A 24,464-nucleotide genomic window follows, 5' to 3' on the forward strand; every position below is an offset into this window, starting at 1 on the left:
CATGACGGCACAGGTTGAACGCGAATTCGATGTCATTGTTATCGGAGCCGGCGCCGTCGGCGAGAACGTCGCTGAACGCGTCGTTCAAGGCGGACTGACTGCGGTGCTCGTGGAGGCCGAACTGGTGGGCGGCGAGTGCTCCTACTGGGCCTGCATGCCGTCGAAGGCACTGCTCCGCCCCGGCACGGCGCTCCACGGCGCCCAGACCGTGCCCGGCGCCGAAGAAGCCGTCACCCGGGTACTGGACACGGCGGCGGTCCTGAAGCGGCGAAACTACTTTACGTCCAACTGGCAGGACGACAGCCAGGTCAAATGGGTCGAGGACACCGGAATCGAACTCATCCGCGGCCACGGCTGGATCACCGGCCGGCGCCGCGTCGAGGTGGCAGGCTCCGACGGAAACAGCTATGCCCTCGCCGCGCGCCGCGCCGTCGTCGTGGCAACCGGGTCCCGGCCCAGCATTCCTCCCATCGACGGCCTCAGTGACGTCGACTTCTGGACCACCCGGGAGGCCACGTCCGCCCAGCACATTCCGGCCCGGCTCGGAGTACTTGGCGGCGGTGTTGCCGGCACCGAGCTTGCCCAGGCCTACGCGCGGCTCGGTTCGTCGGTGACGTTGGTGGCCCGCGGCAGCCTCCTCGGGGCCTTTCCGGCTCCGGCGGCCGAGCTCGTCCAGGCCGGGCTCCGGGCCGACGGCGTCCAGCTCCACCTCCACACCGGAACGCACAGCGTCAAAGAGAACGACGACGGCTCCCTCACGCTGGCACTGGATGGCGGCCGCAGCGTGGCCGTCGACAAGCTGCTCGTGACCACAGGGCGGCACCCCGCCACGGAAGGGATCGGGCTGGAGAGCGTGGGACTGAACGCCGGCGAGGGAGAGCCCCCGCGGCTTAGGACCGATGCCAGCGGGCTCGTCCGGGAAGCTGACGGGAACGAGCACGAACCGTGGCTCTACGCTGTCGGTGACGCCGCCGGCAAGGTGATGCTGACCCATCAGGGCAAGTACGAGGCGCGCGCCACCGGTGACGCCATCGTCGCGCGGGCGGAAGGCACTCTTAGTGGCGAGCCGGCACCCTGGACCCGCTACGCCCAGACAGCGGATGACCATGCTGTTCCCAACGTGATCTTCACCGACCCGGAACTGGCCAACGTGGGCCGGAGCCTGGAGCAGGCACGGCGGGACGGCTACCAGGCGTCGTCCGTGGAGCTTCCCATCGAAGTGGCCGGATCCGCACTGCACTCCGAGCATTACAAGGGCTGGGCACAGCTGGTGGTTGATGAGGAACGCAAGGCGCTGCTGGGGGCGACCTTCGCCGGCCCTGACGTGGCCGAACTCCTGCACGCCGCCACGATCGCCGTCGTCGGCGAAGTCCCGCTGGACCGGCTCTGGCACGCCGTGCCGTCCTACCCCACCATCAGCGAGGTGTGGCTCCGGCTGCTGGAGAAGTACGGCCTGTAAGGCGCGAACGGACAGTTGAGGCCCCGGAACCCGGCGGTTCCGGGGCCTCAAGTGTCCGTTCGCACACATCTATTTGAACTGACCGGTCAGTTTAGTTAGCCTTGAAGCAGATACTTTCTGCGAAAGGCTTTTCTTGCTCTGCGTACAACAGCTCACCGTGAAGGGCCGCCGGGACGCCCTGCTCCCGCCCACCTCGCTGGAGGCGGCGGCGGGCGATCTTCTGCTCGTGACCGGCAAGCGCCAGGACCAGCGCACCGCCCTGGCCCTGGCCCTCACCGGCAGGATGAAACCCACCGCCGGCAGCGTCGCCTGGGACGGCCAGACGAAAATCAGGCAGCTGCGGCTGGCCAGCGCCGTCGTGGATGCCCCCGGCGTCAACGAGCCCGAGCAGCACCTCAGCGTCCGTGACCTGGTCACCGAAGACCTGGCCCTGGTCCCCCGCCGGTACCGCGGCACGTTACTCAGTACGCCCTGGCTCAAGGTCAACCGCTTCGAAGACATCGCCGGTTCCTGGGCGGACGACCTGCCCGCAGACCGCCGCCTCGAGCTGCTGACGGCCCTGGCCCTGGCGAATCCGCATACCGACCTGCTGGTGGTCGACTCCCCCGACCGGCACAGCGGCGATCCGGCCGACTGGCTGCCGCGGCTCCGGGAGCTCGCGTTCGACGCCGGACGCCCGCTCGCCGTCGTCGCTACCGTCGCCAGCGTTCCGGCGGGCTGGACCGGTCCAGTCGCGACCATCGGAAACGCTGATATTGCCCCCGAACCGACCGCCGATGTTCTTGAACCCGAAACCGAGGATGCCCGATGACTGTGTTGCGGCTGGCCCGCTCCGAACTCAAGCGCATGACCGGCGGCCTACTGCCGAAGCTGACGATCCTGGCGCTGACCCTGGTACCGCTGCTCTACGGCGCGGTGTACCTGTACGCGAACTGGGACCCGTACGGCAAGCTGAACCAGATCGACGCCGCCCTGGTGGTGGAGGACACCGGGGCCAGCTCCGCTGACGGCTCCCGGCTGGACGCCGGCCGCAAGGTCGCCGACAGCCTGGTGGACGGGCACGTCTTCAACTGGCAAACCGTCACCAGCACGGATGTCGCGGACGAGGGCGTGAGCAGCGGCAAATACGCCTTCGCCCTGAAGATCCCCCGTGATTTCTCCGCCAACCTGGTGTCACCGGGTAACTTCGACGCGGCCAACCAGGCCATGTTGAATGTCACCACCAATGACGCCAACAACTACCTGCTCGGCACCATCGTCGACAAGCTCACCACCGCTGTCCACGCCACCGTGGCGAAGGAAGTGGGCGAGGAGACCGCCAACCAGTTGCTCACCGGCTTCGGAACCATACATTCCCAGATGCTCAAAGCCGCCGACGGCGCCCACGAGCTGGCCAGCGGAGTGTCCTCGGTCCATGAGGGAGCCACCAGCCTGCATCAAGGCACCTCGGCGCTCAGGAACGGAAGCGGTGAGCTGGTGGCCGGCGAGCGCAAGCTCCTGGACGGCGCGAACGCCCTCAACGCCGGGGCGGGGCAACTGTCCGCGGGCCTGGGCCAGCTACAGGACAAGACCTCCACGCTGCCAGCCGACTCCCAGCGGCTGGCCGACGGCGCCGCCCAGGTCGCTGCCGGAAACGCGGCACTGAACACCAAGTTCCAGACCATTGCGGGACAGCTCGCCGCCGCGGAGCAGGCCTCCGCGGCGGCCGCAGCGCAGGCACAGCGCGCCAGGGTGGTGGATTCGACGAACCGGCTGGTTGCCGCCGGGACAATCAACCAGACCCAGGCCGACGCCATGCTGGCTGACTACGACGCTCATCCTGCCGCGGCGCCCTCCGTGTCTTCCGGGCCCGCTGGCGCCCTCACGGGCGCCGCAGCGCAGGTCCAGCAGCTCGCGGACGGCTCGGCTGCGGTCAGCAACGGAGCATCCCGGCTGGCGGCAGCGGCCCCCGCCCTGACGGAGGCGGTCGGTCAGGCCTCCGCGGGTGCTGGCCAGCTGGCCGGCGGCTCTGCAGACCTCGCCGCCGGCCAGCAGAACGCCCTGGCGGGTGCGGAGAAGCTGTCCCAGGGCGCCCAGCAGCTCGACGACGGCGCGGCGCAGCTCGACAGCGGTTCGGCTAGCGCGGCCGATGGCGCCGGAACGCTCGCCGGCGAATTGGCCACGGGCGCCGGGAAGGTCCCCAACCCTGACGACGCGCAAAAGGACAGCGTCGCCAAGGTCATGGCGGATCCGGTGGCTGTCAGCAATGTCTCGCAGGCCAAGGCGGGGTCCTACGGCGCCGGCCTGGCGCCGTTCTTCCTCACCCTGGCGCTGTGGATCGGGGTCTTCATGCTGATCCAGGCCATGCGCCCGGTGACGCAGCGCGCCCTCGCGTCCAACGCGCCGTCGTGGAAGATCGCCGTCGGAGGCTGGCTGCCGTTCCTCACCGTCGCCGCCGTCCAGGCCAGCCTGCTGACCCTGGTGGTCGACGTCGGGCTCGGTCTGGATCCTGCCCATCCGGTGCTGATGTGGGTCCTGATGCTCGCCGCCGCCATGGCGTTCAGTGCCATCATCCAAGGTGTGGTGGCGCTGCTCGGCTCCCCCGGGAAACTTGTGGTCCTGATTCTGCTGGTCCTGCAGCTGGTCTCCTCCGGCGGAACCTTCCCCTGGCAGACCACGCCGGAGCCGCTGCACGTGGTGCACCAGCTCCTGCCGATGGGCTATGTGGTCGGCGGCATGCGGCACCTGATCTACGGAGCAGACCTGGCCGGAATCGTGCCCACGATGCTGGGCCTGGTTGGCTACACTTTGCTGGGACTGGCAATGTCCGCCGTCGCCGTCCGGAAGCACAAGTTCTGGACACTCAAGACCCTAAAGCCGGAGATAGCCGTATGAGCCTGCCCAGTCCGACCGCGGAATCCGGGTCCGACGCCGGCAAGAAGCTCCGCCCGGGCCGCACCAATGCCACCAAGCAAAAGTTGTTCGAGGCCTCGATGGAGCTGATTGGCGAGCGGGGGGCCGCGGGCGTGACGGTCGATGAGATCGCGGCGGCGGCCGGGGTCTCAAAGGGCACGGTGTATTACAACTTCGGCAGCAAGTCGGACCTGATCGCGCAGCTGCTGCGGCACGGCGTGGACATTTTGATGGCGCGGCTGCTGAGCGTTGAAGATGAGGCCGCGGATCCGCTGGCCGCTATGGATGAGATGATCGGCCAGGCCATGGACTTCATGGCCGAGTATCCCTCGTTCGCCCGGTTGTGGGTCAGCGAGAACTGGCGGACCCCGAGTGAGTGGCAGGACACCTTTGCCGAGCTTCGCGGCCGTCTCCTCGGCGTCATCGGCGCCGCGATCGAGGCCGTTGAGGCGAAGTATGCCGTCGACCCCGGAATTTCCCGCGGCAGCCTGGAGACAGCGATCTTCGGTGCATGCTTCGTGGTGGGACTGGACCGCCAGACCTACCACCCCGAGCGCACCCGGGCGCAAAGCGTCGCCGCGATCATGGCCAGCATGCGTGGCTACGTCGTGAAGTAGTCCTCCTCAGGGATGATTAGTCCCATGCGTCACATGGGTAAGAGCGGCAGGACTGCCATTGGTGCGTCCGTGGCGGCGCTGGCGCTGCTCGTGCTCACCGGCGCCACCCTGCACGAGACGGTGGCGCTCTGGTTCCTGGCTGCCTCGGCGCTGGCGTACGTCGCCTGCGTGGCGGAGGTGGTAATCCGACGGCGGCACAAGACTCTGCTGGCCAGCGGGATCGGCAGCGTTCTGTTCATCGCCTTCGGCATCGCGTTCCTGCGCCAGTGGGGACTGGCCTTCAACGCGGACCCGGACGCGCTTTCCACCCGGGTGGATACCGAACACCCGGACCTCTACTTCTATCTTGCGGTGGCTGCCGGGGCGGCGACGCTGCTCCTGCTGCTTGCCGGCACGGTGTTGCCCGGCCGGGGCAACGCGGCCCGATCGGGCTATAGGTCCCGGCAGCCCGCTGCCACTTCCCGCCCGGCCGCGCGTCAAACCGCTTCCGGGCCTGCTTCCCGGCCCGTCGGCCGGCCCGTCGCCCGACCCGCGGTCCGGGCATCGGGGACGCGCACCGCGGCGCCGCGGGCCTCCGCGGCCAAACCTGCCGCACCTCGGGCATCCGCGGCCAAACCGGCCGCACCCCGGGCATCCGCGGCCAAACCGGCCGCCAAGGTCCCGGTCCGGCCCTCCGCCAAGGCTCCCACCCGGCGTTGATCGGGGCGTTGATCGGGCCCGGCGTCGGGCAGGACACCCTGACTGCCGCCTGGACCCACACCCCGGCCGCGCAGCACAGCGGTTGCCACCCCGGCCAGGAGCAGCAGACCGCCCGCCACGTCAGCGGCCGAGGGTACCTCGGACAGGACCAGCCACGCCGTCGTCATCCCCACCACCGGGACCAGCAGCGTGAACGGAACGACGGCGGAAGAGGGATACAGTCCCAGCAGGCGGTTCCAGATTCCATAGCCCACGAGGGAACCGAAGACGGCGGTGTAGAGAGCACTGATCACCGTCACCGGTTGCAGGTCCAGCAGGGCCGCCGATACCGCCGCGGGCCCGTCCACCAACAGCGAAAGACCGGCGAGGGGCACCGGCACCACAGCGCCGGACCACACCACGAGCCCCAGCCCGGAAGCGGCCTTTGCCTTGCGGGCCACGATGTTGCCGCCGGCCCAGGACAGGGCCGCTGCCAGCACGATCAGCAGCGGCAATAGCGGGGCGACCAGGCTTCGGCCCACGGCGACGACGGCCAGCCCGGCAATTCCAAGGACAACTCCCGCAACTTGCCGCCGGGTCGGTCTTTCGGCGAGGATTCCGGCGGCCAGCAGGACCGTCAGCAGCACCTGGGCCTGCAGCACCAGCGACGCGAGACCCGCGGGCATGCCCAGGGCCATGGCCAGGTAGAGCAGCCCGAACTGTCCCGCACTCATCAACAGTCCGACGCCGATGATCGCCTTCCAGCTGACGTCCGGTTTTCGGATGAAAAAGATGCAGGGGAACACCACGAGGGTGAAACGCATGGCAACGAACAACAGCGGGGGCATCTGGGCTCCCGCGGGGTGCAGGCCGAGGTCAATCGCGACGAAGTTGATGCCCCACAGCACGGCCACCAGCAGGGCGAGCCCGGAATGACGGGGGCTCATCGTGCTGGCGGCCGCGGTCCCTCCAGCGGCTCAGAGATTGCGGGGCCGCTCACCGTGCTGGCCGTCGGTGTCGTGCCGCTCGGCCGTCGTTTCCTCGTGGATCACCGTGGTGTCCTCGGTTCCTGCCGGACGAACGCGGTCGGTCCGGTCCCTGCGAAGCTCTTCGTGTTGGGCGTCGTGAGCATGCGAGTCGCCTGAGTGCTCATTATGGATTCGTTCGCCGTCCTTGCCCGTCTTGACGTCCGGGTCGACGTGGTCTGCCTTGCGGAGCTGCTCCTGGGCGCCGGCCCTGACACTTTCGGCCTCCTGCTGGGTACCCTGGGCCTGCCGCCGCAGGCGTTCGGCTTCCACTTCGGCGGCCTTGGCATCGGCATCCGCCCGCGCGGCCTTTGCCTCGTGCTCCCTTGCGGCCAGTTGGTCGGCTTCCGCCTTCTCGCGCATTTCCGCGGCACGGTTCCGGTCCGCGACGGTCTTGCGCTTCCGGCCCATACTGACCACCACAGCGATGATCGCGAGCACTACTACGATGCCGATAATGATCCACACAAGCTGTCCTGAATCCACGGTGATCCACCTTTTCCCTCGGTCGCCAAGAAACACCATCAGTAAAAGCAATAACAGCATCAGTAAACAACACAATCAGCGCACTGACCAACGATCGTCCGGCCCGCGCCGCCTTACGCCGCCCGGGGCACCTTGAAGTGAGTCAGCTTCGCGTCCTGGCCGTCGAGTTCGGCCCAGGGCTTCTCCGTCTCAAAAACGGTCAGGCCGCTGGTGGGGTAGCGCGTGGCCGCGTCCAGATAGGCATCATGGTCCGAATCACGCGACGCCAAATGCATGGCCAGGTCCTGCACTCCGGGCATGTGGGAGATCACCATCAGGGTCGTGACAGTGTCCGGAACGTGGTTAATGACAGCCAGCATGCGGAGCGCGGAGGCGCCGTAGAGGCCGTCTTCGAGCTTAGGCGTTGGAGCCTTGTCTCCGAGTTCGCTGCAGACCCACGTGCAGGTCTGCCGGGTACGCAGGGCGCTGGAGCAAAGGATGAAGTCGGGGACGACGCCGTGTTTGAGGAGCCATCTGCCTGCCACCGGCGCGTCGCGGTGTCCGCGCTCTTCGAGCGGCCGCTCGTGGTCGGCAACGCCGCCGGGCCAGTCGGCTTTGGCATGGCGCATGAGCACCAGCCGTTTGATGTGATGCTCGCTCATGGCTCAAGCCTAGTGCGGCCGGCACCTCGCCCGGCGCAGACCACATCACGGTCCCGCCAGTCTTCGATGATGAAAGTAAGGGATCGTGTCCCGAGAGCGCAAGCGAAAGCGCCCGCCCCGGAGAGGGACGGACGCTTTCCTGGAAGCCAGTTAGATGGAGTACTCCGGAGCGGCCCAGACGACAACTTCGGGGTGTTCGTAGAACCGGTAGCCCTGGCCACGGACAGTGCGGACGGTGTTGGCGAGGCGCCCGAGCTTGGAGCGCAGGCGACGGATGTGCACGTCGATGGTGCGCTCGTTGGGAACCTCTTCGGCGTTCCGCCACAGGCCCTCGAGGAGTTCGTCGCGGCCGACGGTGCGCGTACCGTTCTCCACGAGGTAGTTCAGGAGTTCGAATTCCTTGAATGTCAGGTTCAGCGATTCGCCGTCGAGCGCAACCTCGCGCCGGGCGAGGTCGATCAGCACGCCCGAGGGGCGCGGATCCTGGGCCTGCTGGAGCCGGGCGTTTTCGGCACGCTGCCGCGCGCCGGCCGTGGGGTCACCGAAGGTGGACCGAACGACGTCGAGCGCGGAGCCCGGGGCGGACGAGGGGGCGACGGCGACGGCGGCGTAGCTTTCGGCGCCGGCCACGAGGGACTGTGCGTAAGCGCGGATTTCCTGGGCCAGTTTGGCAATGGAGGTTCCGGCGGCGGCCGCGGTTTCCTCGTCGATGCCCATGTAAAGCACGAAGCCGCGGGCGACGTTGTCATTGGGAACGGGGCGGACCGGGCCGTGGCCCGGGGCAATTACCGGGGTGGGCGCCGTCGTCGGGGCCGATTCCGCGGCGGGTACGGCCCGCAGCTGGCCGTAGGAGTTCGGGTTGTAGCCCTGGTCCGCGTAGCCTGGAGCGGGGAAGCTCTTGCCGGGGGCGGCGGGGGCAAAGCTCGGACGGCCGCCAAAGCCCTGGCGGAGCCCGGAGGCCTGACCGGCCTTGTTGGCGTTTCGGACGGAGATGTGGACGTATCCGGATGCAACTGACATGGAATGCTTACCTCAATGTGAATGGCCGTCATCGCGGCTCGAATGCAGGTTTCCCCGCAATGAGAACTGGGGAGTGCGCCCGACGCTGGGCTGGGGGCGAATGCCTAGAAACGTTCTGGGGTGTAGAAGTTAGGCGTGCATTCGGCAACAGCGCATCTCGGTACCAGCTGGTGCGCTGATCCAGAAAACTGCGGCTGCAGGTGCTGTTGAGTTCTTGTTCACAATTGAAGTGTGCAACGTAACAATAAGAACTAGCAAGTAACAAAGGGCCGCGCGGTCCGCATCGTGAGACGAATGCGGTGTTTGTAGTGGAGATCGCAATTCGGCCGTCCGCTTCGTGCTCGCCGCGTGTCGAGCTAAACGGCTGGAAATACGTTCTCTGCCGAATATTCTTCGAACAAAATCCACTACTGGCCTCAAATCGCCTCCGGGACAGCGACCGGCAGAATGCCCCGCGGGCCCCCGGACGGCAGTCCTATGTCCACCCTGTGGTCACTCTGCCGGTCCTCCGTCCGGCTGGATATGCTGAGATTCACAGGGACCGCACAGGAACCCCTAAGCTGCGCCTCACCGGCGGACCGGAGAGTGATCGAATGGCCACCCCGCACTCCCTGACAAGCAACCTCCCGCAACTGACCCACCCGGACGGCTCTCCCATCCGTACACTGGTGGTGGACGATGAGCCCAGCCTCTCGGAACTGATGAGTATGGGCCTGCGGATGGCAGGCTGGGAGGTGGCCGTGGCGGCCGACGGACCCAGTGCGGTCAAGCTGGCCAAGGACTTCCGCCCGGACGTGCTGGTGCTGGACGTCATGCTTCCCGGGTTCGACGGCGTCGAACTCCTAAGCCGGATCCGTGCGTTCACACCCGAGGTTCCGGCGCTGTTCCTCACCGCCAAGGACGCCGTCCAGGACCGCATCGCCGGGCTCGCGGCAGGGGGCGACGACTACGTCACCAAGCCGTTCAGCATGGAGGAAGTCCTGCTCCGGCTGCACCGGCTGGTCCAGCGCTCCGGGGTGGCCGCCATGGACACCGCCGAACTTGTCGTGGGCGATCTGGTACTGAACGTCGACACCCGCGACGTCACCCGGGCAGGAGAGGAACTGCACCTGACCGCGACCCAGTTCGAACTGCTGCGTTATCTGATGGAAAATCCGAAACGGGTCATCAGCAAGGCCCAGATCCTTGACCGAGTCTGGGATTACGACTTCGGCGGGCAGGCGAACATCGTGGAACTCTACATCTCCTACCTTCGCAAGAAGATCGATGCCAAGCATGCGCCCATGATCCACACGGTGCGCGGTGCAGGGTATGTGCTGAAACCGGCGGACTGACCGTGCCCGCCCCTTCCGCCGCAGGGCCCGTGCGCGGGCGCGACTGGCGCGACCCGTCCACCTGGCACCTGCGCACGCGCCTGGTTCTCGTCGCCATGGGGCTGCTCGTGGCCATTTGCGGCGCAGTCGGGGTGTTCAGCTACGTCTCTATGGATGCATTCCTCACCCGCCAGCTCGATGAACAGCTGGCCGCAGCGTCGCACCGCTCTAGCGAGTTCGGCCGGCCCGAGTCCGGTGGCGGCCGGGGGGACCTCCTTGAAGCGCGAGGGCAGGGCATCGGAACGCTCAACGCCCGGGTGCGAAATGGCTCCGTCGTCAGCGCGGGCTTCCTGGCCGGGGACGCCAGCCGCGGCGGCCTCTCCGACGACGACGAGGCTGTCCTCCTGGAGCTCACCCCCAACAACGAACCGGTCAACCGGACCCTCTCGGCCGGCGACTACCGGCTCACGGCGGTCCGGGCCCCGTACGGAGACACCATCGTCACCGGGCTTCCCTTGGAAGAAAAGCACAACACATTGGCCTCGCTCGTGGGGACGCTGGGCCTGGTGTCCGCCGGTGGACTGTTGCTGATCGGCCTCGTCGGCACGGCCGTCATCCGTCGCACCATGCAGCCGCTGGAACAGCTCTCCGAGGTGGCCACGAAGGTCTCCCGTCTTCCCCTGGACGCCGGCGAGGTCGCACTCGGGGAGCGTGTCCCGGCGTCGGCGGCTCATCCGGGGACCGAAGTGGGCAGCGTGGGGTACGCGCTGAACCAGATGCTGGACAACGTCGCCAGCGCCCTGAAGGTGCGGCACGAAAGCGAGATGAAGGTGCGCCAGTTTGTTGCCGACGCCTCGCACGAGCTCCGCACCCCGCTGACTGCCATTCGCGGCTATACAGAGCTGATGCGGATGACGGAGCATTTCACCCCCGACGGCGAGAAGTCCCTGGCCCGGGTGCAAAGCCAATCCGAGCGGATGACCGCGCTGGTGGAGGACCTGCTGCTGCTGGCACGGCTGGACGAGGGGCAGCCACTCAAACTCACCGACGTCGACCTTACCCAGCTGGCGATCGAGTCGGTAACCGACGAGAAGGTCATGGCTCCGGACCGTGTCTGGCAGCTGGAACTTCCGGACGAACCGGTCATCGTGCGCGGCGACGCGGCCCAGCTTCACCAGGTGATCGCCAACCTGCTGTCCAATGCCCGCAAGCACACGGACGCCGGGACGAAAGTGGTGACGGGGGTTCGGCGGTCAGCCGGCGGTGGCGCCGTCGTTACCGTGACGGACGACGGCGCCGGGATCGCACCGGAGTTCGTCGCCAAGGTTTTCGCACGCTTCGCCAGGGCCGACGCCGCCCGCACGAATCCCGCGGACCGGCCCGGGCCGCGGCGGGCAGGGGCGCGCCCGGCCGGGGGGACGGCGGTTGACACGGCAGTCGAGACGGCCGAGAGCACCAGCGGGCTCGGCCTGTCCATCGTCCAGTCCATCGTGCAGGCCCATGGGGGCACAGTCGACGTGACCTCCCGTCCGGGCCGCACCGAATTCACCGTTCGTCTGCCGGCGCCGCGCCCGGCCCCGCCGCAGCGGGCTCCGGCCGCTCCCAGCCGCTAGGCCCCGCGAACTCGCTAACCCGCGCCAGCTCGCGGGTTCTGTCCACACTCGACGCTTCGAAACGGCGAGTGCGGACGGAACCTGCGAGCCCACCGAGAAGATCTCGCCCAAAGCAAGCCCCCGCTCCGGAAAGAGGACCTCTCGTTACCTAAATGTGACTTTGAGGTGGAAGTCAGGTACCGTTTTTAGGGCGCGTCCGTCGAAACGGCCGCTGCTCCGGGCTGGGGCATAACGTGCAGCCACCCGGATTCATGGATGAAACAGACGCAGGGAACACAGTGCTCCCGCGCGGTCTTCGTCCGTGCCCCCTTCAGGGTTACGCCGCCACGTTGAAATTCCGTGCGGCCCGGATATCGCATCCGACCCCCAGCTCGCTCCGTAGGCGTTGAGAGGCAAAACATGACTGCATTTAAGGCACCCGCGCGTCCAGACGACGCTAAACGTACATCCGCTGCCGACGTCGCGCGCCACCGCGCCGAGCCGGCCGCAGGCTCGACCTCGCCGCGTTCCGGTACCGGGCGCGGCACGCACGCCGTTTCCAGAGGGCCCGGGTCCAAAGGCAAGCGCGCGGCTATCGTCGGAACGGCTCTCGCCCTGCTGCTCGGGGCAGGGGCCGCAGGACAAGCCTCCAGCACCACCGCCCCCTCTGCCACGGCACCCAAGGCCGAATCCCTGCAGCTGTTGGACCTCGAGCGGCTCGGCAGCTACACCCCCGCATCGCCGGCGCCCCTCAGCGTCGAAGCGCAGGCGTCGGAAGTAAAGCCCGAAGCCCCTGCACCGGCACCCGCTGCTCCGGAAGCCGCACCGGCTCCCGCTGCCCCGGCTCCGGCCGCTCCTGCTCCGGCCGCGGCCCCAGCTCCTGCACCCGCTCCGGAACCTGTCGCCGTCGACGATCCCGCCGGCGCCCAGGCGTACGCGGAAGCGCAACTGCCCGCGCACGGGTGGGCTCCCAGCGAAATGCAGTGCCTGATGAAGCTGTGGACCAGGGAATCAGACTGGAAGACCACCGCCACCAACCCGGACAGCGGCGCCTACGGTGTGGTCCAGTCACTGCCTGCCGAAAAGATGGCCAGTGCAGGCGCAGATTACCGGACCAACTACCGGACGCAGATCAACTGGGGGCTGACGTACGTCGGAGAGCGCTACGGCTCCCCCTGCGGCGCCCTGAACTTCCACTACGCCAACAACTGGTACTAAAGCCCGGTAACGGGGCCTGGGCGGAGTAACCCCTAGCTGCCGGAACGGCCGGGGATGTACTGCACCGCCCAGTTGTTGCCGTCAGGATCCGCGAAATAGACGAAGTGCCCCCAGTCCTGAACGTCGACGTCGCTGACCTCTACACCGTTGTCCTTCAGTTGCCGGTGCGCGGCCTGAATGTCGTCAACCACCAGCTGCATGCTGGGAGCGGTTCCCGGCGGAGCGTCGTTGAGGCCTTCACCGATCGCGATTGAACAGCCCGACCCGGGCGGGGTCAGCTGCACGAAGCGGATGCCTTCTGTCGGCCGCTCGTCGTAGTCGGCGTGGAAGCCCACCTTGTTGACGTAAAAGTCCTTGGCACGGTCGACGTCGGACACGGGGACAAAAACAAGTTCCAGTTTCCAGTCCATGCCGCACAGGCTAGTCTCCCGGCGGCGCGTTCCGGAAGCCCGTGCGAGCAGTATCGCTAGCCGGCGATGCCGTAGAGCCGGTCTCCGGCGTCGCCCAGGCCGGGGACGATGTACGACTTTTCGTTGAGCTTTTCGTCGATCGAGGCCAGCACGATGGTCACGTTCGCCTCCGACAGTTCTTCTTCCAGCTTGGCCAGGCCCTCCGGGGCGGCCAGCAGGCAGATGCATGTGACATCGGAGGCGCCGCGCTTGAACAGGAACTTGATCGCCTCGCGCAGTGTGCCGCCGGTGGCGAGCATGGGGTCCAGGACGAAGATCTGCCGGTCCGTCAGGTCCTCGGGGAGGCGCTCCGCGTAGGTGATGATGTCCAGGGTCTCTTCATCGCGGGCCATGCCCAGGAAGCCGACCTCAGCGGTGGGAACCAGCTTGGTCATGCCTTCGAGCATGCCGAGCCCGGCGCGCAGGATCGGGACGACGAGCGGCGTGGGCTTGGTGAACGCTGTGCCGATGGTGGTGCTGACCGGCGTCTCGATCGTCACCGGCTCGGTCCGGACGTCGCGGGTTGCCTCATAGGCCAGGAGCGTGACGAGCTCCTCGGTGAGCTGGCGGAAGACCGGCGACGGGGTGTTTTTGTCCCGCAGAACGGTGAGCTTATGGGCGACCAGCGGGTGGTCCACAACGAGAGTGCGCATGGGTCAAAACTATCATCCGGACGCTGTCGACCGGCCCGCGCTGCCGGGAGTACCGGCGTCGTCCGTCCCTCCGTCGCGGCTGCTGCCGGGGGCGCCGTCGTGCAGGTTGACCTCGTTGTCGAACGTCGGTGCGGGACCGGCGTGTTCCCGGTGCCGCAACACGTGGAAGAGCCGGTGCGCCAGGATCACGATCCCCACCCAGCCCAGTCCCAGCACCCAGCCGATGATCACGTCCGTCATCCAGTGATGGCCCAAGTAGACCCGGCTCATCCCCATCGCGAAGACGAAGACCGCGCCGGCGGTGATCAGGCCCACCCGCGCGATGGTCCGGTGCACCTGCAGGCACGCGAGGTAGACCACCAAGCCGATCACCACTGTGGAGTTCAGCGTGTGGCCGCTGGGGAACGACGGCGAGCTCTCGTAGGGCGGGACGGCGTCGGCGTGGTCGGGTCGGGTCCGGCCGATCAGCTTCTTGCCGACCGTGGTGGCGGTGGTGGAAACGGCAGCGGCGCCGCCGATCAGGATCAGCGGCCGCCAGGTCCTGGAGACCCAGATCAACCACGCTGTCAGGATGCTGGCCAGGATCGGCATGCCGATTCCACCACCAATGTTGGTGAACCCGGTGACGAAGGAATCAAGCCCGGGGCTGCGCAGCTGTTCCATGAACGCCAGGGTGGGCTTGTCCAGGTTGGCCAGGCCGGCGTCGTCCACCACGTTGTCGTAGACCTCGGCGCTGGTGAGCGCCAGGGCGACGATCACGACGCCGCCGATCAACATCGTGATCCACAACGCGGCGTACGGCACCACCCACCTGCCCCAGCGCCGCGTCAACCAGTTTTCAGTCCTGGTGGTCAAGGCCCTCTCCCGACTTCCCGGTGCACCAGCTGGGGCGCACAGCCTGCTTAGGTTCGAAACTACCATTGAGCCATGACTACCCCCGAGCCCCGCCATGCCGAGTGGATGGGACTGGCCCTGGCAGAGGCGCGCCGGGCGCTGGCCACCGCGGACGTGCCGATCGGTGCCGTCGTGATCGGGCCGGACGGTTCGGTGCTGGGCGCGGGGCGCAACGAGCGGGAGGCGCTCGGTGACCCGACGGCGCACGCGGAGATGGTCGCGATCCGGGAAGCCGCGGCGGCATTGCGGGGCCGCAGCGCGTTGGAAGGACGGGACGACGACGGCTGGCGGCTGGCGGACTGCACCCTGGTGGTCACCTTGGAGCCCTGCGCCATGTGCGCCGGCGCGGTGGTGCTGGCCCGGATTCCGCGGGTGGTTTTCGGCGCCTGGGATGAGAAAGCCGGGGCCGCCGGCTCGGTGTTCGACATCCTCCGCGAGCGCCGGCTCAACCACTGGGTGGAGGTGTACGCCGGCGTCCGGGAGCAGGAGTGCGGCGCGCTGCTGCGGGAATTCTTCGCGCTGCACCGGGGCGACTCCGAGCTCTCAGCCGGCGGCGCTCCGGGCTGGCAGGACTAGCTAGCGCTCCGCGGTAGCCGTCCGGGAGTTCCGCAGCGCGTCGACGCGCTTTTGCCGTGACGCGGGCGAGTCGAGGCTGAACGCCCGGAAGTCGCCCAGTTCCTCCCTGATCCACGCTTCCACCTCGGCGATCCGCCGGGTCACAGCTTCGGTGGCCGCGCCGAAGCTCCACGCGGCGATCTGCTCCTTGCCCGGGTCGTACTGCCACAGTCCGATGATGCGGCCGCGGTCCAGGATGGGGTGGTCCGGAAGGTCGGCCTGCAGCGCGAGGGAACCGAGCGCCTGCCTGTCCTGGTCCTCCTCGGCGAGCAGCTCGGCGGCGTTCCGGCGCAGCAGCACCAAGGAGTCGGTTCCGGCGAGCAGCTGGATTTGTTCCTCGGCGGGCTCGGCGAAGGCGGCGAGCCGTTCGACGTCGCCGGGCAGCAGCCAGAGAGGATCGTGGTCCGCTGCGGAGATCGCGGTGGGCACCTCGAGGGCGCCGACGGCGGTCAGCGCTGCCCTGGTCTGGGTGACCGTGAAGCCGGTGAACCACTGCGACTGTTTCACGGTGGCGCCTCCGGTCCAGCCGAGGTAGCGGCGGATCAGTTCGGCGCGGACGTCGTCATCGCTAAGCTCGCTCGGCGGCAGTCCCCAGGGTTCGTAGGCGTAGCGCTGCTGGTCCAGCCGGCCGGTGGCGGGAACCCGGCGGATCCGCCCGTCAGCCTGCAGAAGGCCCAAAGCGGTGGGCAGCGTGGTGCTGGCGCCCTTCTTCTTGCCTTCCTCGCCGAGGTTGCGGACGGAATCGCCGAGTTCCTCCTTGAGCTGCCGGGGGTCCAGCGGCACCCCAGCCTCTACGAGGACATGCAGTACCTGTTCCTCGAGCAACGCGATTTCGCCGCGGTCGACGCCGAGCCGGCCGACGACTTTGAATCCTGTCTCGGCGGCGTCCCGGCCCAGCCGCAGCGCCCAGGCGAAGTCGTCCCGACCCAGAACCTAGGTGCAGCCGCGGGCCGTCGGGAGTTCCAGGACGCGGTGGGCCAGGACGTCGGCGTCCACCTCCCCGCGGCGGATGCCGGCCCGGGCGAAGAGCGTGAGGTAGGGGTTGGCGCCGCCCACGGACCGCGCCCAGCCGGCCCGGGCCAGGACCTGCTCCGCGGTGCTGCCGGCCAGCGAGCCGTCCAGGCCCTGCCGGTGCCAGGACCAGGCGCGCAGCCGCTGCCGGGTGAGGCTCTGTGCCGGCGGCAGCTGCACGGTCATGGGCTCGGTCCTCATGGGGCCATTCTCCACCCGCAGCTCACACTTATTATCGTTTTCGAGGCTGAAAACGGTACCTGCTGCCGGTTAGTCGGGTGTACCCGGGGCGGCCAGGCCGAGGATCGCCAGGACTGCGCGCGCGGTCACGTCCCAGCCGGGAAGGTTGTTCCGGGACACCTCGGCGGCGGCCCGCCACTGCCGGCGGAGGTCCGGTTCCGTGAGCCAGCGGCGCAGCAGCGCGGCGAGCGGCTCGGGGTCATCTTCGAGTTCGACGGCGGCACCTGGCAGGTCCGCCGCCCCGGCTGGGGTGCCGGCGGCGAGGGCCTCCGTGGCTCCCGTGCCGCGGCGCACGATCACCGGAACGGCCCGGGCCAAGGATTCGGTGACCACCAGCCCGTATGTTTCGGCCTGCGAAACCAGCAGGCTGAGGTCAGCGGCAGCCCATTCCGCTTCGAGGGCCGCACCGCGGAGTTCGCCCGGTATGCGCACCCGGTCCCACAGGCCCAGGCGTTCGGTTTCGCCGCGGAGCAGGCTGGCGTAGGCCTGGTCGGCGGTATCCGACCCGACAAATGACGCCGTCCAGGCCAGGTCGGTGAGGGTGGCCAGGGCGCGCAGCAGCAAGTGTTGGCTTTTGTTCGGCAGCAGCGCCGCCACGACCAACAGGTGCGGCGGTTCGGAACCGGCGGCGGGCGGGGCGGGTTCGGTGCCCGGCAGGGCGATCCCGCCGCCGTCCGGAAGGTCCGGCCCGTGCCGCTGTTGCAGGTCCGCCGCGGCCGAGCTGCTGGTGCAGATGACCCCCGCCGCGGCGCGCAGCGCGCGGCGTTCCAGCTCCGGATGGTCAGCCAGCGGCATATGCAGGAGGATCCAGGCCGGCATCCCGGCGGCCGCGGCCGCTTCCAGCTCTTCCGGCGCTCCGAGTGCCACCAGGCCGTCGACGAGCGTGACCGGTCCGCCGTCGTCGTCGATATCCGTGAGCAGCACGCCGAGCCGTCGCCGGTCAGCCGGGCTGCCGACCGGCCAGTCGCCGTCGACCGTGCAGGACTCCGTCACCATGCCGAGGTCGGCGAGCGCGCGGAGAAGGGCGGCGTTGTAGGCGTTGCCGCCGGAATTGTGGCGCACGTTCCCCGGCAGCAGAAGGCGCAGGCCCGCTGTTGCCCCGGCGCTGCTAGACGGCGTCGAACTCAAGGGAATAGCTGGCCCAGGCGTCCGGCGTTTCACGCAGGGTGACGTCAAGGCCGGCGAGCGCCTGACCGTCGTTGCCACTGCGGATCTTGCCTGCGACGGCGTCGGCGATGTACTGGGCCAAGGCCTCGGTGGTGCTGAGCCTGCCGGCGAAGTCAGGGTGCTCGTCGAGGTTCTTGTAGTTCAGGCCCGCAAGGATCGCATCCAGAACGTCGCCGGCCTCGCCTATGTCCAGCACGATCGAATCCTCGTTCAGGGTCGGGCGCCGGAAGGTCACCTCCGTGACGAAGGTGGCTCCGTGCAGGCCCTGGGCGGGGCCGAAGGCGGGGCGCGGGAGGCTGTGGGCGATCATGAAATTGCGGCGGACGGTCAGGCTGAACACGGATTACCTCGGGGTTTCTGTTGCGGGCGTGCTGGCGGGGTATTCAATGACGTGGCAGAGCGCGTCGAGGGTGCCGTCGGAGAGTCGCTGGACGACGTCGGGAAGTTCGTTGAAGCCGGACGTGCCGGTGAGGAAGGAGTCGAAGACGGGGTCGCTGAGCAGGGCGACGGCGATGTCCAGCCGGTCGGCGTTGGTGCGGCGGTGCCGCCGGGCGCGGGCGACGACGCCCACCTGGCTGGCGCGGATGGACAGCCGGCGCGCGTGGAAGTCCTCACCGAGCGGCAGGGTGATCTGCCGGTCTGCGTACCAGGACATCTCGATGATGTCGCCTTCGTCGCCCACCAGTTGCAGGGCCCGTTCCAGCCCGGCCTCCGAGGCGGAGCAGTGGATCACGATGTCGCAGTCCCCCAGGGCGTCGTCGGGGTGGCTGAACTCCACGCCCAGGGTGTCAGCGAACGCCTGCTTGGCGGGGTCGATGTCGATCAGCTGCAGCCGGCCCAGCGGGAAGGTTCCGAGGAGCTTCGCGACCATGCCGCCCACCAGCCCGGCGCCGATCACGGCCACCCGGTCACCGAGGCGAGGCCCGGCCTCCCACAGGCCGTTGACCGCAGTTTCCACCGTGCCGGTGAGCACGGCACGGCGGGCGGGCACGGTGTCCGGAACCAGCGTGAGGGACTCGACCGGGACGATGTAGCGGTCCTGGTGCGGGTGCAGGCAAAAGACGGTTTTGCCTTGCCATTCCGCGGGGCCGGCCTCGACGACGCCGACCGAGAGGTAGCCGAACTTCACCGGAGACGGGAACGTGCCCTCCTGGTGGGGCGCGGCCATTTCCTTCGCCACGCATTCCGGGACGCGGGCGTTGTGCACGACCATCTCGGTGCCCTTGCTGATGCCGGAGTAGAGCGACCGCACCAAAGCCTCACCTGGTCCGGGCGCCGGCAGTTCCTCGCGGCGGAGCTCGCCCTGTTCCGGGCCGACGGTCCAATATGCGATTGCGGTTGTCGCGTTCAAGTTGCTCATCTTACTTACGAATCTAATGCGGTAGGTGGCCGGGGGAAAGCTGCCGGGCCCAGGCAGCGCGTTTCGCTCGCCTCCGGGCGGCTCCGCGGGCACCGTTTTGGGGTTGGGCGCCTTGCTCCGGTACCCTAGTCAGGTTGGTGACGTGTCCGAGCGGCCGAAGGTGCAACACTCGAAATGTTGTTTGGTGTAAAAGCCAACGTGGGTTCAAATCCCACCGTCACCGCCACGTAGCGAGGCCCGTGGTTCCCTTTATTTACAAGGGAACTAGGGGCCTTTGCTTTGCCCAGCCGGGACCGGTTGGCAAAGAATTGGGAAATTTCCGGCCATCTGTTGCAGTCAGGCTGGCCGCTTTTCGGGACCGCCCCCATCATCGAACGCCTCAACACACATATCGCCGCCGTCGGGCACAAAACTGCCTCCCAGGACGTTCTACTCAGTGCCGAACGGCATCACCCAGAGAAAAGAGCAGCTACACCTTGGCAACCGACTATGACGAAGTACGCCCCGACGTCGCGGAATCCCGCAACGCGTCCCTTGAGGCCCTGAAGTCCGCCAACAGCCCCGACGCCCGCAGCGTCGTCCTCGAACTCGACGAAGCCGACACCGTCGATGGCGTGGAACTGCCCGGCGCTGACCTCTCCGGCGAGGAACTGATCATCCAGGTCATACCGCAGGCCGCAGACGAATTCACCTGCTACTCCTGCTTCCTCGTCCGCCACCGCTCCCAGCTCGCGCGGGAGAAAAACGGCCATGCCTACTGCACCGAATGTGAAAGCTAACAACAGACCCTGACCTGCGCTTAAGCAGGAAGGTGCTACCCGGCCGCCGACAAATACCGGTCTGACGACCCGCATCAACCGCGGTGTCCTGCGCGGTCACCATTGAGCGGGACGCCTGACCTTGCTATAGCACGTGAAGTTGTCGTCTGTCCGCGGAGCATGCCGCCCGCATCTCAGGGAAGTCGGAACCAAAGCTGCCACGAAACCGCCAACAGGGAATTACTGCCACCCTCCGACACTCCGGCAAAATGCACTGGAGGCATACTGTGAACATGAAATTCACAACAACCATCCTGGGCAGCGGCAACAAGGCCGGCATCGAAGTCCCAGAAGATGTCGTCACCGCTCTGGGTGCAGGCCGGAGGCCGCCGGTCGTCGTCACCGTAAACGGAACAAGCTACCGCAGCAGCATCGCGGTGATGGGCGGCCGCAACATGATCGGCGTCAGCGCAGCCAACCGGGAGCTGACCGGCGCATCCGCCGGGGACACAGTTGAGGTCGATCTCGAGCTGGACAGCGAGCCGCGCGTCGTTGCCGTCCCCGATGACCTTGCCGCCGCCTTGGAGTTGGAGCCCAAAGCGAAAGCGTTCTTCGCGACGCTGAATTACAGCAGCCAGCGGCGCTACGTTGAACCGCTCGCAGCCGCAAAGACCGCAGAGACCCGCTCCCGTCGGGTCGCCAAGGTGGTGACCGAGCTTTTGGCAGGACGCAGGTAGCCCTCCATCGCCGGGGTCCGCGTACCGCTCTCCCGCGGAATAAAACCAAGGGCTTGGCGAGACGCCGGCGAGTCAACTGAACAGCCGCTCGACGCCGTTTCCCAGACTCGCAGCTAGTAGCTGGCCACGGCTACACGGGGTCGCGGCATAACCAGCGCCCACCGCCAGATTCAAAGCCGCTGTTTCGGCATCCGTTCGTCACGGCAGACCGGAGCAGCGGGCCACGACAACCGCCGCACCGGGTAGGCACAACGACCTGCTTAGACTGGCGCAATGACAACGCCCACGAGGACCGGGTTCAGCCGCGCGCTGGTGTGGATGGCCGGCGCCGCTGGGATGCTGCATGCTGCCGCCAGCCTCTACTGGGCACTCGGCGGCCAGTGGCTGCTGGCGACAGTGGGACAGTGGGCGTTGGACCTCTCCGTCGAGGCACCTCTGGCCGCGGGCCTGGCCCTCGGTTTCGTCGCACTGGTCAAGGTCCTGGCCGCGGCCATCCCCATCGGCGTCGCTTACGGCCGGATTCCCGGGGCGAGGTTCTGGCGCGCAGTCAGCTGGACCGGTGGGCTGCTGCTGATCGCATACGGCGGAACCAATACGATCGTGAGCGGCGCGGTACTCGCCGGGCTGATCCAACCGGAGGGCGGTTACGATCCCGCGAGCATAACGGGGCACGCGTTGCTCTGGGATCCGCTGTTCTTCGCCTGGGGCGCCGCTCTCATCCTCGCACTGTGGTTCTCACGCCCGGTACGGGCCCGTGCCTGAAAATCCGCGCCATCAAAACACCTTACCGGAGGGGCTACGCTCCCGGACAAGGCGCTGAACCAACCAGAGCACCCAAACGGGCTTCACTGGCCAATGCGGAGGTCCTAGTCCGCCAAGGCCGGCAGCGCGCGCCGGGCAACGGCCCGGGCAGGTGACCGGTTCCGGCAGAGCGCTCGCGGCATCCTCAGCCGCATCATCACCAACGGCCGGCTCGTGGGGCTGGGGGCGGCGGGCCAGTCCGGCGGCGGCCGGTCCGGTACGTCGGCTGCCGCGGGGGCGGCGGACCCGGTAACGGCGGCCGGCCTTGCTACATTGAAGCGGTGAAGTTCCTGGCCCGGCTGGCAGACGCCGCCGTACTTTGCGTTGCCGTTCTTGCCCTAAGCGGCTGCGCCCCCATCGCCCAGTCCCCAGCGGATACAGCACCGGCCTGCATTCCTGCCGGCAGGGCGGACCTCGTACCCGCATCGGGAATCCTGTCCGGCGTAAACCTTGACTGGGAGCACGAGCGGCTCGATCAGTTCAGCGAGAACCTGGGCCACCGCCCGGCTGTTGCGGTCAGTTTTGTCCCCTTCCCTCTGACGGCGACCGATCACGCCAACCTCGACGGCGCAGTCGCCCAGGTTCGCCACAACGGCGGCATCCTTCTCCTGACCCTGGAACCGCACCAAGGCCTGAAGGCCGTAACCGCGGACACAGCTGACGAGTTCGCGGCGACACTGGCCAAATACAACAATGCCGGAATCCCCGTCATCGTGCGCTTCGCGCACGAAATGAACGGATCCTGGTACGAGTGGGGCCAGCAACCCGCCGCGTACAAGACGGCCTTCCATACCATTGCCAACGCGATCCACCACAAAGCACCCGGAAGCGCCACCATGTGGGCACCCAATTACGGAGGAGGCTACCCCTTCACCGGAGGCCACTTCGCAGCAGCCCCCGGAAGCGGGGACTTCACCGCCCTCGACACGAACCAGGACGGCGCGCTCACCATGGCCGACGACTCCTACGCCCCTTACTACCCCGGCGATGACGCCGTGGACTGGGTAGGCATGTCCCTCTACCACTGGGGAAACACCTACCCCTGGGGAGCAAACGTCCGCCCCGAAGACGGCAAATTCCTCCAACAACTCACCGGCACCTACAACGGCGCCGGCGGCAACGACCTCGACGTGCCCGACTTCTACACCGAGTACGGCGCCGGACGCGGCAAACCCGTCGCGATCCCCGAAACGGCCGCCCTCTACGCCACCAGCGCCGCGGAGACAGGCGCCAACGAACTAGACCTCAAGTCCGCATGGTGGAAGCAACTGTTCGACCCGGCAATCCCGCAGCGCTACCCCCAACTGAAAATGATCAACTGGTTCGAATGGAACAAGACGGAAACCGAAGTCAAAGGAACCGTCGACTGGCGCGCAGCCGGCTCCCCCGAGACCCGCCAGGCCTACGTCAACGCCCTCCCCTCCTGGTTCACCTTCGCCGGGCCAACCCTCAACTGCAACCCCGCCCCATAACACCGGCCGCTGGACTTGCTTCAAGCAGCAACGAGGGTCCAGTGGAACCGGCCCAGCCAACCGCATCGTCCGAAGGGAAGACAGACGTCACGCTCGTACCGTAAGTAGCCCCCATAGAGGTTGATTCCCTGCGGCCAGCGGGACCAGGCCAGCCACCGGCTCTACTTCCCGCTGGAAAGTCAGCGAGGCCGACCTGCCGAGCCCACGAATCGGCTCTGTTTTCGACCATCACTCACGTTTCGAGCAATTCTTGCCCAGCGCTGCCCAAGCCTGGAACCCGCCAATCAGGTCGGTCGCCTGGGTCAGCCCGAGCCGCTGCAGGGTGCGTGCAGCGAGGCTGGAGCTATAGCCCTCGTTGCAGACGATCACGATCCGCCGGCCAAAATCGTCAGCGATCGGAAGCCGGTGGGGGCTCGAAGGGTCGAGCCGCCACTCGAGAACGTTTCGATCAATGACGACGGCTCCCGGAAGGTCTCCGTCGCGATCGCGCTGACCGATCGGACGAGTGTCAACAACGAGGGCCCCCGCTGCTCTCTCCCGCTCAAGATCCGAAGCATGTACACGCTTTAGCCCGATTCGGCTTTCACGTAATAACTGGTCGATTGTTAGAGGCCCCCGCGCGTCGTCCGGATTCACACCGGGCTGGCGCCCCACGGAGCGATCGTCGGATGTTGAACTTTCCTTCACCGTGTTCCTCTTCGTTGCTGCTGCTCGGTCGTTCCACCATGACGCAATCCGATCCAAGATTGGGAGTCAGTTCCAAGGCTATGGACGGCGTCAAATCGGGGACGCGCTCACATCAAACCTCCAGATTGGGCTCCACCTCTGCCACCGGGAGTCTCGAATCAACTGCAAAGTCGCCGTAGACTCCGTCCCATACAGCCCTCAACCGATCACGCGGAGGTACGGCCGATGACACAAGTTCTGCGGTTCGACCACGTTGGCGTCACCGTTCAGGACCTCGATACGGTGACGGCGTTCTTCATCGGCCTTGGACTCGAGATCGAAGGCGGACCTTTGTCGAGGGCGAGTTTATCGACACGGTCATTGCTATCCCGGACTCCCGCACCGAGATCGTCATGCTGCGCGCGCCCGGCGGAGGGGCAAGCGTGGAGCTTTCCAGCTTCGTCCGGCCCGCCTCCACTCCCGGATCGCCGGCAGCGATGGCAAATGAATTAGGCCTGCGCAGCTTGGCCTTCGAAGTCAGCGATCTGCAGGCCCACGTCGACCGGTTGGCCGCGGAAGGGTACGGGTTGGTCGGCGGCGTCGGCCGGTATGAGGATGTCTGGCAGATGGCTTACGTGCGGGGTCCCGAAGGGATCATCGTGGCGTTGGCTGAGCGGATCAGCTGAACCCCCTGCCAGCA

Annotated in this window: 24 protein-coding genes, 1 tRNA gene and 2 pseudogenes; 14 read left to right on the forward strand and 13 right to left on the reverse strand. The window is 67.4% G+C overall.

Features of this window, described 5'->3' with window-relative positions; all coding sequences use genetic code 11:
• Nucleotide 1 precedes the first annotated feature (1 nt).
• The 4 genes from QFZ61_RS01360 to QFZ61_RS01375 all read left to right on the forward strand — a co-directional run bounded on the left by QFZ61_RS01360 (nucleotide 2) and on the right by QFZ61_RS01375 (nucleotide 4,968).
• Entirely contained in the window at nucleotides 2-1,459 is a 1,458-nt protein-coding gene (locus tag QFZ61_RS01360; RefSeq protein WP_307032617.1) for an NAD(P)/FAD-dependent oxidoreductase, read from the forward strand.
• 133 nt (nucleotides 1,460-1,592) lie between these two features.
• Nucleotides 1,593-2,270 carry an ABC transporter ATP-binding protein gene (locus tag QFZ61_RS01365; protein ID WP_307032618.1) on the forward strand — a complete coding sequence of 226 codons (678 nt, stop codon included), beginning with the start codon at nucleotides 1,593-1,595 and terminating at the stop codon, nucleotides 2,268-2,270.
• Nucleotides 2,267-4,333: a YhgE/Pip domain-containing protein gene (locus tag QFZ61_RS01370; protein ID WP_307032619.1), complete on the forward strand. Its 2,067-nt coding sequence runs from the start codon at nucleotides 2,267-2,269 to the stop codon at nucleotides 4,331-4,333. The genes QFZ61_RS01365 and QFZ61_RS01370 overlap by 4 nt, the downstream gene beginning before the upstream one ends.
• Complete coding sequence (locus QFZ61_RS01375) at nucleotides 4,330-4,968, forward strand: TetR/AcrR family transcriptional regulator (protein WP_307032622.1); 639 nt, start codon at nucleotides 4,330-4,332, stop codon at nucleotides 4,966-4,968. The genes QFZ61_RS01370 and QFZ61_RS01375 overlap by 4 nt, the downstream gene beginning before the upstream one ends.
• 749 nt (nucleotides 4,969-5,717) lie before the next feature.
• Here QFZ61_RS01375 and QFZ61_RS01380 read toward each other — a convergent pair.
• From QFZ61_RS01380 to QFZ61_RS01395, 4 genes and pseudogenes are all read right to left on the reverse strand, one after another.
• Nucleotides 5,718-6,593, reverse strand: a pseudogene (locus QFZ61_RS01380) (EamA family transporter); the annotation flags it as partial.
• Nucleotides 6,594-6,623: 30 nt separating this feature from the next.
• Nucleotides 6,624-7,157, reverse strand: a complete 534-nt coding sequence (locus QFZ61_RS01385; protein WP_307032625.1) for a hypothetical protein — start codon at nucleotides 7,155-7,157, stop codon at nucleotides 6,624-6,626.
• A 113-nt stretch (nucleotides 7,158-7,270) separates the two neighbouring features.
• Nucleotides 7,271-7,798 (reverse strand): histidine phosphatase family protein, encoded by a 528-nt coding sequence (locus QFZ61_RS01390; RefSeq protein WP_307032628.1) that lies wholly within the window; start codon nucleotides 7,796-7,798, stop codon nucleotides 7,271-7,273.
• A 150-nt stretch (nucleotides 7,799-7,948) separates the two neighbouring features.
• A complete protein-coding gene (locus QFZ61_RS01395; RefSeq protein WP_307032630.1) occupies nucleotides 7,949-8,818 on the reverse strand; it encodes a winged helix-turn-helix domain-containing protein in 870 nt (289 codons plus the stop codon).
• A 593-nt stretch (nucleotides 8,819-9,411) separates the two neighbouring features.
• Here QFZ61_RS01395 and QFZ61_RS01400 point away from each other — a divergent pair.
• From QFZ61_RS01400 to QFZ61_RS01410, 3 genes are all read left to right on the forward strand, one after another.
• On the forward strand, nucleotides 9,412-10,152 hold the full coding sequence (locus QFZ61_RS01400) for a response regulator transcription factor (RefSeq protein ID WP_307032632.1): 741 nt from the start codon (nucleotides 9,412-9,414) through the stop codon (nucleotides 10,150-10,152).
• 2 nt (nucleotides 10,153-10,154) lie between these two features.
• Entirely contained in the window at nucleotides 10,155-11,744 is a 1,590-nt protein-coding gene (locus tag QFZ61_RS01405; RefSeq protein WP_307032635.1) for a HAMP domain-containing sensor histidine kinase, read from the forward strand.
• 399 nt (nucleotides 11,745-12,143) lie between these two features.
• Nucleotides 12,144-12,941, forward strand: a complete 798-nt coding sequence (locus tag QFZ61_RS01410) for a hypothetical protein (protein WP_307032636.1) — start codon at nucleotides 12,144-12,146, stop codon at nucleotides 12,939-12,941.
• A 32-nt stretch (nucleotides 12,942-12,973) separates the two neighbouring features.
• Here the strand turns inward: QFZ61_RS01410 and QFZ61_RS01415 are convergent, their stop codons facing one another.
• From QFZ61_RS01415 to QFZ61_RS01425, 3 genes are read right to left on the reverse strand one after another with little or no spacing between them, the layout of a single operon-like run.
• The gene (locus QFZ61_RS01415) at nucleotides 12,974-13,351 is read right to left on the reverse strand and encodes a VOC family protein (RefSeq protein ID WP_307032638.1); all 378 of its coding nucleotides are present in this window, start codon (nucleotides 13,349-13,351) and stop codon (nucleotides 12,974-12,976) included.
• A gap of 56 nt (nucleotides 13,352-13,407) precedes the next feature.
• Nucleotides 13,408-14,043, reverse strand: a complete 636-nt coding sequence (upp, locus tag QFZ61_RS01420) for a uracil phosphoribosyltransferase (protein ID WP_091255877.1) — start codon at nucleotides 14,041-14,043, stop codon at nucleotides 13,408-13,410.
• A gap of 12 nt (nucleotides 14,044-14,055) precedes the next feature.
• On the reverse strand, nucleotides 14,056-14,898 hold the full coding sequence (locus QFZ61_RS01425) for a phosphatase PAP2 family protein (RefSeq protein WP_373427111.1): 843 nt from the start codon (nucleotides 14,896-14,898) through the stop codon (nucleotides 14,056-14,058).
• A gap of 72 nt (nucleotides 14,899-14,970) precedes the next feature.
• On the opposite strand from QFZ61_RS01425, the gene QFZ61_RS01430 reads away from it, so the two are divergent.
• Complete coding sequence (locus QFZ61_RS01430) at nucleotides 14,971-15,513, forward strand: nucleoside deaminase (RefSeq protein ID WP_307032641.1); 543 nt, start codon at nucleotides 14,971-14,973, stop codon at nucleotides 15,511-15,513.
• Here QFZ61_RS01430 and QFZ61_RS01435 read toward each other — a convergent pair whose 3' ends face one another.
• The 5 genes from QFZ61_RS01435 to QFZ61_RS01455 all read right to left on the reverse strand — a co-directional run bounded on the left by QFZ61_RS01435 (nucleotide 15,514) and on the right by QFZ61_RS01455 (nucleotide 19,330).
• Nucleotides 15,514-16,482 (reverse strand): DNA glycosylase AlkZ-like family protein, encoded by a 969-nt coding sequence (locus QFZ61_RS01435; RefSeq protein WP_307037945.1) that lies wholly within the window; start codon nucleotides 16,480-16,482, stop codon nucleotides 15,514-15,516.
• Between the two features lie 3 nt (nucleotides 16,483-16,485).
• A complete protein-coding gene (locus QFZ61_RS01440) occupies nucleotides 16,486-16,764 on the reverse strand; it encodes a hypothetical protein (protein WP_307032643.1) in 279 nt (92 codons plus the stop codon).
• A 69-nt stretch (nucleotides 16,765-16,833) separates the two neighbouring features.
• Nucleotides 16,834-17,865 (reverse strand): glycosyltransferase, encoded by a 1,032-nt coding sequence (locus tag QFZ61_RS01445; protein ID WP_307032645.1) that lies wholly within the window; start codon nucleotides 17,863-17,865, stop codon nucleotides 16,834-16,836.
• Nucleotides 17,866-17,911: 46 nt separating this feature from the next.
• On the reverse strand, nucleotides 17,912-18,310 hold the full coding sequence (locus QFZ61_RS01450; RefSeq protein WP_307032647.1) for a 6-carboxytetrahydropterin synthase: 399 nt from the start codon (nucleotides 18,308-18,310) through the stop codon (nucleotides 17,912-17,914).
• Between the two features lie 3 nt (nucleotides 18,311-18,313).
• The gene (locus QFZ61_RS01455; RefSeq protein WP_307032648.1) at nucleotides 18,314-19,330 is read right to left on the reverse strand and encodes a dehydrogenase; all 1,017 of its coding nucleotides are present in this window, start codon (nucleotides 19,328-19,330) and stop codon (nucleotides 18,314-18,316) included.
• A 136-nt stretch (nucleotides 19,331-19,466) separates the two neighbouring features.
• On the opposite strand from QFZ61_RS01455, the gene QFZ61_RS01460 reads away from it, so the two are divergent.
• From QFZ61_RS01460 to QFZ61_RS16930, 5 genes and pseudogenes are all read left to right on the forward strand, one after another.
• Nucleotides 19,467-19,556, forward strand: a tRNA-Ser gene (locus QFZ61_RS01460).
• A gap of 250 nt (nucleotides 19,557-19,806) precedes the next feature.
• Nucleotides 19,807-20,109, forward strand: coding sequence for a DUF4193 domain-containing protein (locus QFZ61_RS01465; RefSeq protein WP_307032650.1), 303 nt, complete (start codon nucleotides 19,807-19,809; stop codon nucleotides 20,107-20,109).
• 272 nt (nucleotides 20,110-20,381) lie between these two features.
• Complete coding sequence (locus tag QFZ61_RS01470) at nucleotides 20,382-20,825, forward strand: YdeI/OmpD-associated family protein (RefSeq protein WP_307032652.1); 444 nt, start codon at nucleotides 20,382-20,384, stop codon at nucleotides 20,823-20,825.
• Between the two features lie 273 nt (nucleotides 20,826-21,098).
• Nucleotides 21,099-21,587 (forward strand): DUF3995 domain-containing protein, encoded by a 489-nt coding sequence (locus QFZ61_RS01475; RefSeq protein WP_307032654.1) that lies wholly within the window; start codon nucleotides 21,099-21,101, stop codon nucleotides 21,585-21,587.
• Nucleotides 21,588-21,907: 320 nt separating this feature from the next.
• Nucleotides 21,908-22,375 (forward strand): annotated as a pseudogene (locus tag QFZ61_RS16930) (glycosyl hydrolase); the annotation flags it as partial.
• Nucleotides 22,376-23,326: 951 nt separating this feature from the next.
• Here QFZ61_RS16930 and QFZ61_RS01485 read toward each other — a convergent pair.
• A complete protein-coding gene (locus QFZ61_RS01485) occupies nucleotides 23,327-23,785 on the reverse strand; it encodes a rhodanese-like domain-containing protein (protein WP_307032658.1) in 459 nt (152 codons plus the stop codon).
• Between the two features lie 422 nt (nucleotides 23,786-24,207).
• Here QFZ61_RS01485 and QFZ61_RS01490 point away from each other — a divergent pair, with 422 nt between their 5' ends.
• Complete coding sequence (locus tag QFZ61_RS01490; RefSeq protein ID WP_307032659.1) at nucleotides 24,208-24,450, forward strand: hypothetical protein; 243 nt, start codon at nucleotides 24,208-24,210, stop codon at nucleotides 24,448-24,450.
• The last annotated feature ends 14 nt before the right edge of the window (nucleotides 24,451-24,464 follow it).

The sequence above is a fragment of the Arthrobacter sp. B3I4 genome (genome assembly GCF_030816855.1).
In the GTDB taxonomy this organism is placed as follows: domain Bacteria; phylum Actinomycetota; class Actinomycetes; order Actinomycetales; family Micrococcaceae; genus Arthrobacter.